The sequence below is a fragment of the Paenibacillus sp. J22P218 genome (genome assembly GCF_056269195.1).
This window is the reverse complement of record NZ_JBWDNL010000009.1, coordinates 1-13,263: the sequence shown is the minus strand read 5'-3', so window position 1 is coordinate 13,263 and position 13,263 is coordinate 1. Positions and strand designations below refer to the sequence as shown.

13 protein-coding genes are annotated in these 13,263 nt (G+C 49.1%); 12 read left to right on the top strand and 1 reads right to left on the bottom strand.

All coding sequences use genetic code 11. The features are described 5' to 3' along the window. Positions 1-2: 2 nt before the first annotated feature. The 11 genes from AC0YN0_RS28540 (at position 3) to AC0YN0_RS28490 (ending at position 11,307) form a co-directional block, all read left to right on the top strand. Positions 3-221: a PLD nuclease N-terminal domain-containing protein gene (locus AC0YN0_RS28540; protein ID WP_442050827.1), complete on the top strand. Its 219-nt coding sequence runs from the start codon at positions 3-5 to the stop codon at positions 219-221. After that, complete coding sequence (locus tag AC0YN0_RS28535; RefSeq protein WP_475824338.1) at positions 218-1,183, top strand: ABC transporter ATP-binding protein; 966 nt, start codon at positions 218-220, stop codon at positions 1,181-1,183. Before AC0YN0_RS28540 ends, AC0YN0_RS28535 begins: the two co-directional genes overlap by 4 nt. Beyond that, positions 1,183-1,962: an ABC transporter permease gene (locus tag AC0YN0_RS28530; RefSeq protein ID WP_475824337.1), complete on the top strand. Its 780-nt coding sequence runs from the start codon at positions 1,183-1,185 to the stop codon at positions 1,960-1,962. The genes AC0YN0_RS28535 and AC0YN0_RS28530 overlap by 1 nt, the downstream gene beginning before the upstream one ends. Before the next feature lie 136 nt (positions 1,963-2,098). Beyond that, complete coding sequence (locus AC0YN0_RS28525; RefSeq protein WP_475824336.1) at positions 2,099-2,479, top strand: ATPase; 381 nt, start codon at positions 2,099-2,101, stop codon at positions 2,477-2,479. Between the two features lie 161 nt (positions 2,480-2,640). Then, entirely contained in the window at positions 2,641-2,928 is a 288-nt protein-coding gene (gene gatC, locus AC0YN0_RS28520; protein WP_337100866.1) for an Asp-tRNA(Asn)/Glu-tRNA(Gln) amidotransferase subunit GatC, read from the top strand. A gap of 34 nt (positions 2,929-2,962) precedes the next feature. Continuing rightward, complete coding sequence (gene gatA, locus AC0YN0_RS28515; protein WP_475824335.1) at positions 2,963-4,420, top strand: Asp-tRNA(Asn)/Glu-tRNA(Gln) amidotransferase subunit GatA; 1,458 nt, start codon at positions 2,963-2,965, stop codon at positions 4,418-4,420. Between the two features lie 255 nt (positions 4,421-4,675). After that, a complete protein-coding gene (gatB, locus tag AC0YN0_RS28510) occupies positions 4,676-6,115 on the top strand; it encodes an Asp-tRNA(Asn)/Glu-tRNA(Gln) amidotransferase subunit GatB (protein ID WP_475824334.1) in 1,440 nt (479 codons plus the stop codon). A 178-nt stretch (positions 6,116-6,293) separates the two neighbouring features. Next, positions 6,294-6,986 (top strand): MgtC/SapB family protein, encoded by a 693-nt coding sequence (locus AC0YN0_RS28505; protein ID WP_475824521.1) that lies wholly within the window; start codon positions 6,294-6,296, stop codon positions 6,984-6,986. Beyond that, positions 6,968-8,869, top strand: a complete 1,902-nt coding sequence (locus AC0YN0_RS28500) for a DUF4097 family beta strand repeat-containing protein (RefSeq protein WP_475824333.1) — start codon at positions 6,968-6,970, stop codon at positions 8,867-8,869. The genes AC0YN0_RS28505 and AC0YN0_RS28500 overlap by 19 nt, the downstream gene beginning before the upstream one ends. An 83-nt stretch (positions 8,870-8,952) precedes the next feature. Next, complete coding sequence (gene perR / locus AC0YN0_RS28495) at positions 8,953-9,384, top strand: peroxide-responsive transcriptional repressor PerR (RefSeq protein WP_337100862.1); 432 nt, start codon at positions 8,953-8,955, stop codon at positions 9,382-9,384. Between the two features lie 186 nt (positions 9,385-9,570). Next, positions 9,571-11,307 carry a glycosyl hydrolase family 18 protein gene (locus AC0YN0_RS28490; RefSeq protein ID WP_475824332.1) on the top strand — a complete coding sequence of 579 codons (1,737 nt, stop codon included), beginning with the start codon at positions 9,571-9,573 and terminating at the stop codon, positions 11,305-11,307. Between the two features lie 191 nt (positions 11,308-11,498). On the opposite strand, the gene AC0YN0_RS28485 is transcribed toward AC0YN0_RS28490, so the two are convergent. After that, positions 11,499-11,858, bottom strand: coding sequence for a YgzB family protein (locus AC0YN0_RS28485; protein WP_337100860.1), 360 nt, complete (start codon positions 11,856-11,858; stop codon positions 11,499-11,501). Positions 11,859-12,014: 156 nt separating this feature from the next. Between AC0YN0_RS28485 and AC0YN0_RS28480 the strand changes: the two genes are divergently transcribed. Continuing rightward, positions 12,015-12,899, top strand: a complete 885-nt coding sequence (locus tag AC0YN0_RS28480; protein ID WP_475824331.1) for a nucleotidyltransferase-like protein — start codon at positions 12,015-12,017, stop codon at positions 12,897-12,899. Positions 12,900-13,263: the final 364 nt, after the last annotated feature.

Below are 13,263 nucleotides of genomic sequence, written 5' to 3'. Positions count from 1 at the left end.
GCATGAACAATATGAATGAAACGATAGATTTGTCTACCCTTCTGCCTATTATTGCGCCGATTCTCGTTATACAGTTCGTCTTAATGGTCATCGCTCTTGTGCTGTGTATTAAGGCGGATCAAACGAGAGGGCCGAAGCTTATGTGGATTCTCATAATCGTGTTCGTTAGCTTATTCGGACCAATCGCATTCTTCCTCTTCGGAAGGAGAGACGGACGATGACCGTATTGCTGAAGGCGGAGGGGCTGACCAAGACGTTCGGCAGCTTCTCAGCTGTAACAAACATGAGTTTCGCTATTCAAGAAAGCCATTGCGTTGCCTTGCTTGGTCCGAACGGGGCAGGGAAGACGACAACCATTCGTATGATTGCCGGACTGCTTGCTCCTACGAGCGGACGAATTAGCTTTCAAGGCATACGAGAAGGCGGCAGCCAGCGTGAGTTGATTGGTTATTTGCCGCAGTCGCCATCCTTCTATAATTGGATGACGGGATATGAATATGCCGTGTATGCAGGCAGGCTATGCGGACTCGCTTCATCGGAGGCGAAGTCGTCTGCCAAGAATCTGCTGGAAAGAGTAGGACTATCTAAGGCTGCCGGCAAAAAAATCGGCTCGTATTCCGGCGGAATGAAGCAAAGGCTTGGCCTTGCCCAAGCGCTTATTCATCGTCCGAAGCTGCTCATAATGGATGAGCCGGTATCAGCGCTTGATCCAGTCGGCAGGCGTGAAGTGCTGAGCTTGCTTCGCGAACTGAAGCAGGAGACAACGGTATTGTTCTCTACGCATGTGCTGCACGATGCCGAGGCATTATGCGATGATGTCATCATTATTCGCGATGGACGAATCGCCCTGCAAGGAGCGATTGCCGCCATTCAGAACGAGAACCGCAGGCCGATTATCGAGCTTACGGTAGATAATGATGCCCACTCGCAGTCATGGCTTGCTGGAATGAAGCAGCGGATGAGGCGCGAAGGATCAGTGTCAATGCCCTCGAGTGAAAATTTAGCCGATTTGATTGATGACATAGAAGTAACTGCTAATCAAGGGCGGATTCAGGTGTCCGAGGTACAAGCAGCAAGGCAATTGCTGCTTGAAGAGCTTGCGAGGGAGAACATTAAGCTGTTGGATATGAAGGTAGGCCATTCTACCCTAGAAGATCTCTTCATGAAGGCGGTGTCCCAATAATGCGCTTATTCGTAATGATTCAGAAGGAGCTGCTCGAGCTTGTCCGCAGCCTCAAGCTTATTTGGGTACCGCTTGTGTTTCTATTGCTCGGCATTATGCAGCCGGTATCGAATTATTACATGCCGGTCATTTTGGAACAAGCGGGCAATCTTCCCGAAGGTGCGGTGATCGACATACCATTGCCGAGCGCGCCGAGTGTAATGGCTGGGACGCTGTCGCAATTCGGGACGATGGGTTTGCTCGTTCTTGTACTCGTATTTATGGGAACGGTATCGACGGAGAGGAATAGCGGGGCAGCATCGCTTATTCTTGTGAAGCCGGTAACGATCACCTCGTTTATATTGTCGAAGTGGTTAGCTATGCTAATTCTTGCTTGGGGCTCATTGGCTCTAGGATACGCTGGTGCATGGTATTATACGGAGCTGTTAATCGGTTCAGTGCCGCCTATGCAGATTATAACAAGCGTCCTCGTATACGGCTTATGGATTACGGTCGTGATGTCCTTAACGTTAGTGTTCAGCACGCTGCTTCGCAGTCCGGCAGGAGCAGCCTTCTCTTCACTTGGCCTTGCGGCGCTCATTACCTTGCTTGCGTCCTTGCTGCCGAAGCAGGCAGGCTGGAGTCCAGGTGCGCTTGGAGGCTTCGCCGCGAAGCTGGCGGCGAATATCGAGTACGGAACATCCGCTTTTGGTTGGTCGCTCGTAAGCAGCATTCTTGTAATAGTTGCAGCGCTTATGGTTGCGATCGGCGTACTCCGGGCATCGCCAGCAATAGATTGATAAGGCGTTAGCCATGCTTCATTAGCAAAAATCATAATTTCCAGCAGCTTCTCTATCTCGCGATTGGACACCGCTATTATTTTTTAGTAGGATAATAGTGATAGAATCAGCGGCGATGAAACAGGAGTTGAGGACGATGCTACAATTAGGCACAAAGGTCGTCATAGTGGCTGACCATTTCGAACAAAATTTACCCGTCGGGGATTATGGCTATATTATTGCTTATGACCGTAACGCAGACAACGTATTCGACTATGTGCTGCGAGTGCCGAAGGCGAATCGTAATTTTCTAGTTCCGGACGAGGACGTTGAGCTTGAAGAGGTGCTTATCCAAGAGGAGATCGATCGTATTGAACGAGAGGCTCTCATTGACTATGCGCTGGCTACGCACAACGAGCAGTTGTTCAATCGGATTATGAAGGGCGAAACGGAGGAAGAGGAAGCCGAGACGGCAAGCACCGAACCGGCTAGCCCTGCAGACTTCATACGCCAGATTAATTTGAAGGCTTGGATTTAGAGACACAGAAGACCGCTTCGTCCGTTATTTGATTAACGGGTTGAGCGGTCTTTCTATTCATCATGCCATAACGTTGATGTTATTCGCGGTCTTAAGCTATAATAGGAAGATTGATTGCAGGATAAGCAACATCTAAACCTTTGAGAGAGGATCATGCACCTATGAGCATAACGATACAAGATGTCGAGCATGTAGCTAGGCTTGCGCGGCTTGAGCTGACCGACGGGGAGAAATCGCAATTCACCGAGCAGCTTAACGCGATACTGAAATATGCGGAGAAGCTGAACAGTTTGGATACCGACAATGTCGAACCGACCAGCCATGTGCTGCCGATTACGAACGTAATGCGCGACGACGTGCAGCGTGAATCGCTGCCGATTGAGAAAGTACTTCTGAACGCGCCAGACGAGGAAGACGGACAAATTAAAGTGCCTGCGGTACTTGAATAATAAGACTGGTTTATTTTGAAGGGAGGAACTACTGTTGGCATTGTTTGATTTGCGCCTTCAGGACGTACATAACAAGTTGAACAACAAGGAGCTATCGGTCACTGAGCTGGTCGATGCTTCATACAAGAGAATTGCGGAGACAGACTCCGCAATCAAAGCGTTCATTACTTTAAATGAAGAAAATGCGAAGCAGCAAGCGGCAGAGTTGGACAAGCAACTGCAAGAGGGCAGAGAGCGCGGCCTATTGTTCGGCTTGCCTGCGGGCATTAAGGATAATATCGTAACGGATGGTTTGCTTACGACTTGCGCGAGCCAATTCCTAAGCAACTACAATCCGATCTACGATGCAACATCGGTTCGCAAGCTAAAAGCTGCGCAATCCGTGACGATCGGCAAGCTTAACATGGATGAGTTCGCAATGGGCGGTTCCAACGAGAACTCGAGCTACTTCCCAACGCGCAATCCATGGAACACGGACTATGTGCCGGGCGGCTCGAGCGGCGGTTCTGCTGCATCGGTTGCGGCAGGACAAGTATACTTTGCGCTAGGCTCCGACACAGGCGGCTCGATTCGCCAGCCTGCAGCTTATTGCGGTATCGTCGGCCTTAAGCCGACCTACGGCTTAGTATCGCGCTTCGGTCTTGTTGCATTCGCTTCATCGCTTGATCAGATCGGTCCATTGACCAAAAACGTTGAAGATTCGGCTTACGTACTGCAAGCCATCGCAGGGTATGATGCAAGCGATTCAACATCTGCTAACGTAGATATTCCAGATTACACAGCGGCATTGACCGGTGATGTGAAGGGGCTTCGTATCGGCGTACCGAAGGAGTATCTAGGCGCGGGCATCGATCCGCGCGTGAAGGAAGCCGTTATGAAGGCACTGCAAGTATACGAATCGATGGGCGCAACGTGGGAAGAAGTATCGCTGCCGCATACCGATTATGCGATTGCGACTTACTACTTGCTCGCATCGTCGGAGGCTTCCTCGAACTTGGCACGCTTCGACGGCGTACGTTACGGCGTCCGTGCAGATGACGCGGCCAACCTGATCGATATGTACCGCAAGTCGCGGAGCCAAGGATTCGGTCCTGAAGTGAAGCGCCGTATTATGTTGGGCACTTACGCGCTTAGCTCCGGTTATTATGACGCTTATTATTTGAAGGCGCAGAAGGTTCGGACGCTCATCAAGCAGGACTTCGACCAAGTGTTCGAGAAGTTCGACCTTATTATCGGTCCTACGGCTCCGACGCCTGCTTTCCGTATCGGAGAGCAAGTCGGCGATCCGCTTACGATGTACTTGAACGATATTTGTACGATTCCAGTCAGTCTTGCTGGCATTCCTGCGATCAGCGTACCATGCGGCATAGCTGACGGGTTGCCGATCGGGCTTCAAATTATCGGCAAAGCGTTCGACGAATCGACAGTGCTGCGCGCCGCGCATGCATTCGAGCAGCAAACCGAGCATCACCAAATGCGTCCGCAGCTATAAGTGCATGTTCAAAAAGTCCGGTTTTCAGCATCGAGAAGGTTGAAAGAAGCTAGGAAATGAGAAGCGGAGCGTAGCAAAAAGCTACGTGAGCTACAATGTTTCCGGAGGAAACATACTTCGTAAGCACCGGCTGAATTCAAGATTCGATGTCGAGTAAGCTACCTGATAAGCTTCGTGATCAAAATTGGACTTTTTGAACAACCTCTATAAGCGAGCGATAAGCGGTTATATACGTTTACGAAGGGATCGATACGAATGTCTGAAGCAACCAAATACGAGACGGTGATCGGGCTGGAAGTCCATGTGGAGCTCCATACGAATAGCAAAATCTTCTGCGGCTGCTCCACAGCTTTCGGCGCACCGCCGAATACACATACTTGCCCTGTATGCTTAGGGCATCCCGGCGTACTGCCGGTTCTGAACCGCCAAGCGGTTGAATACGCGATGAAAGCCGCTTTGGCGATCAATTGCGAGATTGCTGACGTCAGCAAGTTCGACCGCAAAAACTATTTCTACCCGGATTCACCGAAAGCGTACCAAATCTCGCAATACGATCAGCCGATCGGTCAGAACGGCTGGATCGATATCGAGGTGAACGGCGAAACGAAGCGAATCGGCATTACACGCCTTCACTTGGAGGAGGATGCCGGCAAGCTGACTCACGTTGACGGCGGTTATGCGTCGCTTGTCGACTTCAACCGCGTCGGTACGCCGCTCGTTGAGATCGTGTCCGAGCCGGATATCCGCACGCCTGAGGAAGCCAAAGCTTATCTCGAGAAGCTGAAGGCCATCATGCAATATTGCGACGTATCGGACGTGAAGATGGAAGAAGGCAGCTTACGCTGCGATGCCAACATCAGCTTGCGTCCTTATGGACAAGAGAAATTCGGCACGCGCGCCGAGCTTAAAAATATGAACTCGTTCCGCGGCGTTCAACGCGGTCTTGAATATGAGCAAATTCGTCAAGCTGAGATCCTCGACAGCGGCGGCGAAGTTATTCAAGAGACGCGCCGCTTCGACGATGCGCAAGGCAAATCGTTCTCGATGCGCGGCAAGGAAGAAGCGCATGACTATCGTTACTTCCCGGACCCGGATCTTGTCCGCCTGCATATTAGCGAGGAATGGAAGCAATCGGTACGCAGCACAATTCCTGAGCTTCCCGATGCGCGTAAGGCGCGTTATACAACAGACTACAGCTTGCCATCATACGATGCGGAAGTAATCACTTCATCGAAGAAACTTGCTGATCTGTTCGAGGAGAGCCTAAGCTACACGAAGGACTCGAAGGCGGTATCGAACTGGATTATGGGCGATCTGCTTGGTTACTTGAACGCGAACAGCCTTGAGCTGGATGCCGTTAAGCTTACCGGCCAAGGGCTTGGCGAGATGATCGGTCTGCTTGAGAAAGGTACGATCAACGGCAAGATCGCCAAGACTGTGTTCAAGTCGATGCTGGAGTCGGGCAAGCTGCCGCAGCAGATCGTTGAAGAGCAAGGCCTCGTTCAGATTAGTGACGAAGGCGCGCTCGTTGGCATCGTGAACCAAATTGTCGAGGCGAATCCGCAATCGGTTGAAGATTATAGAGCAGGCAAGGATAAGGCTATTGGCTTCCTCGTTGGCCAGATTATGAAGGAAACGAAGGGCAAGGCGAATCCTGCGCTTGTTAATAAGCTGCTGATTGAACGTCTGAAATAAGCCGGCGGATTATATTTGCGGCAAGTGTAATGATTAGCAAGAAGGCAGGTTGTGGAGCTCTAAGGAGCACCCGGCCTGCCTTTTTCTATAATTGTATTAGCCTGTAAGGACGATGATTGGCATACAATTATGTTACAATAACGTGTAGAAAGGTCGGGATGAATCGAACATGAATCCAATTGAAAACCCATGGTACATTAGCGAACTTCATATTTTTCTACGTCTTATGCTTGCCTTGCTGCTTGGCGGACTTATTGGTTTTGAGCGTGAGCAGTCGATGCATGCCGCCGGATTGCGAACGAATATACTCGTCTGTCTCGGCTCATGTTTGCTCATGATGCTGTCCATATACGGTTTCTCGGCGTTCGTCGACGAGCCGAATGTCCGTGTTGACCCTGCAAGGCTAGCCGCGGCTGTTATTACAGGCGTTGGCTTCCTCGGAGCGGGTACGATATTATTCACCGGGAAATCAATTACCGGTCTAACGACAGCGGCATCGCTATGGGTCGTATCGGCGATAGGGCTTGCGGTCGGCGCAGGCTTCTACTTCGCTTCCACGGTAACGACGGTGATGGTGCTGCTTACGTTATGGGCATTCAATAAGCTGGAGAAAAGATATATACGTGCGAAGAAGGAGCAATTGCTTAAGATTGAGGCAACGGATCAGGCTGAAATTCTTCGTTCCATTAACACACTGCTCAGCGACAAGCAGATCGTGATTCGCAAAATGCTGCTGCAAGAAAGCGAAGGCGACGGCAACGGGCGAGTAGCGCTGCATTTTCACGTTTTGATGCCGAAGTCAGAACCGTTGTTTGATTTGCTGGAGCATATAAAGCATCTGGAGGGCGTGCATTGGGTAAGCTCGGAGTAAAGCGCAACAAAAGAAGATGGGTGGCAGTTCTTCTCGCTTTCCTATTGCCTGGTACGGGCCATCTCTATGCCGGCCAATATCCGAGAGGACTGCTGCTGCTGGTCGGTTATTTCATTGATGTGACAGCTATTATAAGGTTGGCGGATTCGGATGGTGGCAGGCATCTGCTGCTAATCGTTTATTTGGGACTGATGCTGCCCGTGTTTTATTTCATGAGCGTATACGATTCGTTGCAGAGCTTGGAGCGGGAAGAAGAAGCTCCTATCCATGTTGGTTTGTCGCATGGAATAGCACTTACTGCTGCTGGTGGACTGCTCTTCTTATTGGTCAAGCCTCCTGATGTTATATTGCCATGGATGAATGAACTGGCTGAGCTAAGCGTAGGTCCGGCTATTATAGGAATTGCCGTTGTATTATTGGCGTTTAGGCGAAAGAGGTTGGTGACAATGTTCAAACTAGGTCGATATACGGCAGCCGTATTGATTGTAGCTGTGGGCGCTTTGCTCCTGTGGGATCAGATCCAAGGACGCAACGATATTGCGCTGCTTGGCCAGTGGTGGCCGGTTATCTTTATTATGCTTGGTATTGAAATGATTATATACAGTCTTCGTTCGCGCAAAATTGTGCAGAAGCTAAGACTCGACGTTGCAGGTATTTCGGTTGCGCTTGTTATTTCGTTAATGGCCTATGTAGTTACCCAGTATGCCGACTTTCCTTTTAGATGGCTCGATCAATGGAATGTGGACATAAGCGGCATTTCAGAATATGGCGAAGAAAAAGGCTTCCGTTATGATAAGACGGTTGTTAAAGTACCGCTTGATGAGCAAATCTCGTCTATTCGAATCGTGAATCCGAATGGACAAGTTACCGTTCGTTCCGGCGACGTCGAGGAAATGGAGCTGCTTGCAACGGTATGGGTCGATGTGGAGGACCAAGCCGAGGCAGATTCAATCGCGGAACAATCAACGGTTAAAGTAACGCCGGGCAGCGAGGTTGCCTTCGAAACGAAGGGCCAAGCCTACGGCGCTAACGGCAGCCACAAGCCTAGAATGAATCTGACGTTGACGATACCAATGGCGCTATCCGATCAAGTGTATGTCGAGGAGCCAGTTGCTACCGAACCGCCGCCGATAACGACAGATCAGCCTGGCGTTACGGACGAAGGAACAGCAGTTACGCCTGATGTTACAGATATAGGCACGAATGTTACGGCCACGCCGCTAGCCCCTTCATCTACGAGTATGCCAGATGAGCAACAAGAGATGAAGAGTGCCGTCAAGCTCAAGATCGAATCGGAGCTAGGCGCGGTCGACGTGTCAGGCTTGCTGCTTCCGGGCGGTCTGGACATTCGAATCAGCAGCGGCAATGTGAAGGTCGATCATATCGTAGGCGAAGTTCAGGTAAAAGGGATCAACGGCAATGTTCAGTTGCAAGAGGTGAACGGCGACAGCTCAATCGAGACGAAGAACGGCACGATCGCAGCAACTGGAATCAAAGGCCAGCTGTACGCGAATACATTGAACGGAAGCTTGGAACTGCAGGCAGTTGGCGGAGATCTTGAAGCAGAGACGAAGAACGGCAAAATAAAAGTAACCGGAGCGGATGCATCCATCAAAGCGGATACGTTAAATGGATCGATTGAGGTGAGCAGCGATCATGTGGGCGGAGACTGGGATTTGGACAGCTCGGTAGGCGAAATACGGCTTGTATTGCCCGAAGTCGGCGACTTTGCCATCTATGGATCGGTAACTTTTGGAAACATTGCAAGCGACTTTCCGTTCGATATAAGCAAGAAAACGATTCGGGGTTCAGTAGGGGCGGGAACGCACCGTATTCAAGTCAATGCGAACAACAGTATTTCGTTGAAAAAAGCTGGGCAATGATATAGATGCGCTTTCATTGACAAATTCCGAAAGAAGAACGTACAATAGTAATAAGAATAATTACTAAGAAAGGCGTGAGGGGAATGGGAGCCAGCGTAACACAAGCACTTGAACAGTTGAAAATGAATGGCGTCCGTATGACCCCGCAGCGTCACGCCATATTAAGCTACTTGATGGATTCCATGTCGCATCCGACAGCAGATGAGATTTATAAAGCGCTCTCGCCTAACTATCCGAGCATGAGCGTAGCTACGATATATAACAATCTGCGTTTATTTGTTGAAGCAGGCTTATTGCGTGAATTGACATATGGCGATGATTCTAGCCGGTTCGATTCCGATCTATCCGACCATTATCATGCGATATGCAAGAAATGCGGGTCAATCGTTGACTTTCATTACCCCCCTTTACTCGATGCAGAACGCGCAGCATCAAGTGAAACGGGATTTATGGTTGAAGGACATCGAATGGAGATTTACGGTGTTTGCCCTCCATGCGCAAGCCAAGTTAATTAACCAGCAGAGCTATGAACCCACACAGAAACGTGCAGCATGCGGCATTCCGCTGATCTGCACGTTTTTTTTATGCTGATATTTTCCTTCGGAAAGTTTTAGTATGCCCATAGCTGTAACTATTTTGATACAATATTCGTATATAACTCAGTTTATACTGCATCTACTGACATAGAGGAGAGTGATGGTTTGGAGACGGCTCAAAGCCGAACGCCGCGCCGCAAGCGGAAGAGCGGAATCGGAATTATATTTTTGTTATTTGTTATCGCAGCGGCAGCCGTTCTTGGCTGGTACGGATATATGAATTTCATTCCGAACAGGGAGCAGACGGAACCCGAGTACGCTTCGGAGCACCCGATTATTGTAGGCGGAGCGGAAGCTGATAAAGGCGCTATTATCGAAAATAATGAGATCAAGCTGCCGCTTCCGGTTCTTGAACAGCTGTTAGGACCGGACAAGCCCGTCCGCTATGAAGCGGATTCGGGATCCATTATTTTCACTACGGCTAACAAGGTGCTGCATCTGAAGACCGATTCCTTGACGGCGACTGTTAATAGCAAGCCTTTTGACTTGACAATTGCTGCCGAAAAGACGGAGGCCGGCGATGTCTATATACCGGTAGCGCCGATTCAGGAGCTATACGGTCTGCAAGTTGAATACGTGGAGGAGACGGGGATCGTAACCGTGCTCGTCGCTGGAAATGCGGTGCAGCGTGCAGAAGCTACTGATGCCGATGGCGCAGCAATTCGAACGGAACCGACCATTCGAGCTCCATACACTCGGAAGCTGGAATTGAACGAATCGCTTCGGATATGGGGCGAGGAGGATGGCTGGTTCATAGTGCAGAGCGGGGACGGAAATATCGGCTATATGAATAAAGGCGACGTGAAGCTGACTGAGATTGAACGAGTAGCTGAACCGGACCGCGTGCCTGCTTTTGTCGCCTGGAAGGTGCTTGGCAGCAAAATCAATATGACTTGGGAAGCGGTTTATTCCAAAAATCCGAATCCATCGGCAATTGGACCTATGCCAGGCGTTAACGTAGTGAGCCCGACTTGGTTCGAATTGGCGGACGGCAAAGGTACGATTAATGGAAAGGCCGATCCGGCTTACGTCAAATGGGCTCATGGGAAAGGCATGCAAGTGTGGGCATTGTTCAGCAACGGCTTCGAGCCGGAACAGACGACAGCTGCACTCGCCACGGTGGAGACACGTTTTCTTATGATCCAACAGCTGTTGTCTTTCGCAGAGCTGTATAATTTGCAAGGGATTAACATTGATTTCGAGAATGTGAAAACGAGCGATAAAGAAAACTTGGTCCAATTTGTTAGAGAACTGACGCCTCTGCTACACGAACAAGGACTGGTCGTGTCGATTGATGTGACTCCAAAGTCGACTAGTGAGATGTGGTCGCTATTTTTGGATCGTCCCGCACTGGCCAAAGTTGTAGATTATATGATGGTAATGGCCTATGACGAGCATTGGGCTTCAAGTCCTAAATCCGGATCGGTCGCATCGCTTCCATGGGTCGAAGATTCGCTCAGACGTATTCTGGAGGAGGATGCCGTACCTGCAAGCAAGCTAGTGCTCAGCATGCCTCTATACACGAGAATATGGACCGAAGCAAAAGGTGAAGATGGTACTGTGAAGGTGTCGTCCAAGTCGGTTGGCATGGACAAAGTGAAGCAAATCATTGCGGATAAGAAACTGAATCCCGTATTGGATGAAGCGGCGGGGCAAAACTATGTTGAGTATACAGAGGATGGCGCACTCATGCGGATATGGATAGAGGATGACTTGTCCATGAAGGCTCGCGTTGCGTTAGCCCGCAAGTATGATCTCGCAGGAGTCGCAACATGGCAGCGAACATTCCAGACGGAAGCCATATGGACAACCATAGATGAAGCGCTCAACAAGCGCCCGTAATCATACCATAAGAACAAGAAAACACCCTTCCGGCGAAGGGTGTTTTCTTAAAATATAGGCAGGTGTATAAGTTTCACTCTTATACACCTGCCTATATTTCAACGCGAAACGAAAGCTTATGCCGCCAAGGGATGGCACAGATCCGAGCTGCGCAAAAACGCAGCTAACGGTTCGTGCGTAGCGACAGCCGTTTAGGAATGTTGCTCCGAAGGCTCTGCAGTCGCTTGAGCGGGATCAAGCGTAAGTATCGTTTTGCAATACATGCAACGGTCAGTCTTGCCAAGCATCTTCGTAGGACGTCCGCACTCGGGACATTGAAGCATCGTCGCACTTGTTGACATCATGCCCGCCCAGAAGTAGACAGCGACGCTGATCAGCAAGGAGATCATGCCAATAACCATGAAGATTGCGGCAATGATCTTGCCAGCTTGTCCCCAGAACACAATGCCGGCTGTGCCGAGAATCATTACACCCATTCCGACGAGCGTAAAGACTAAGCCCCATAGGCGAAATTCGTTTATTTTAGCTGATTTGAAAAAGATCTTATTCATTGTTCCAATCCTTCCTAAGTCTTTATGCTTATGAAATTGAGACCTGTTTTCTTTTCGGACGAAGCAGGAAATAAGAGCAGACTTGTCGAAAAAGAATTAAATCCGTAGATTAATATTATAGCTTAATGGAATCTGATTAGCTATATGGAGGAAACAGTGGAACATATAAAAAGTCATTTCAACAGCCAGTACTGCAACGATACCGATCTAATCAGTCTTGCAGCGATCGAAAATCCGTATCCATACAATCCTTTGATCGATGGACTGGACCTGTTAGTGCTCGCCGTATTGGACAAAGAAACTATAGAGAACAGCAGTGAGCATGTGCAATTCGAAGGCGAACGCGTATGGATTAGAACGATTGATAAGAAGAGCTTGGAAGCTTGGATATCGAGCGGTGAAAACCGGAGTATCATTGAATGGATCGTTCGGGGGGAGATTCTGTTGGATCGGGAAGGCTATTTGGGCAGTGTGCGTGAGAGCTTGCTTCAATTTCCTCACTCCTTGCGCGAACAGAAGCAGCTTGTCGAGTTCTCAGGATTTTTAAGAACATACTTGCAGGCCAAGCAGGATCTGCTTGACGGCAACTTGCTTGATGCGTACAGTCATGTATTAACTTCATTGCATCATTGGGCGCATATCGTATTAATAGAAGAAGGACGTCATCCGGAGCTTACCGTATGGAAGCAGATGCGGCTTGTACATCCGGGAATCTATAAGCTATATGAAGAATTGTCTGCAAGTCCGGAGACGTTGGAGCAACGCGTACAGCTCGTTATGCTTGCCTGTGAGTTCTCGGTTATGAATAAGATGAAGTCGAGCTGCTCGCTGCTGCTTAAGATTTTAGCGGATAGATCAGAGCCATGGAGCATTGCGGAGCTTCAGAGTCATCCAGATATTAAAGTGCTTCATGTAGACTTGTCCCTTTTATTGCAGAAGCTTGTTAAGCGTTCCTATATAAGCGAGGTTGCTGTAATGAAGGAAAGCGATGACTCCGGTATTATTGAGCTTCGTTACAGACTAGCCAATCATAGTGCTTAACCTTGAATCGTACTTGCGGCCGTTGACCCGTTCAATTGAATGGGGAAGCGGCTTTTTCTTTGCTCAAAAAAGATTCGGCAAGAGGCTTGACTTGTTAGAAGCCTATGTGTTAAATTAGTAATCGCCGCTTTTGAAGAGGAAATAATGAAACAATCGACAGATTAAAAAAAATGTCGAAAGTTGAAAAAAAAGTACTTGCCAAGAGATAGGCGAACGTGATATATTATAAAAGTCGCCGCTGAGACAAAGCGCCGACACGAAAGAAAAGATTGTTCTTTGAAAACTGAACAACGAGCGAAACTGCCAGTTAAGAAGCTTCGGCTTCTAACTAAAGCAATACAAAGTAATGAGCAAGTCGAACTAC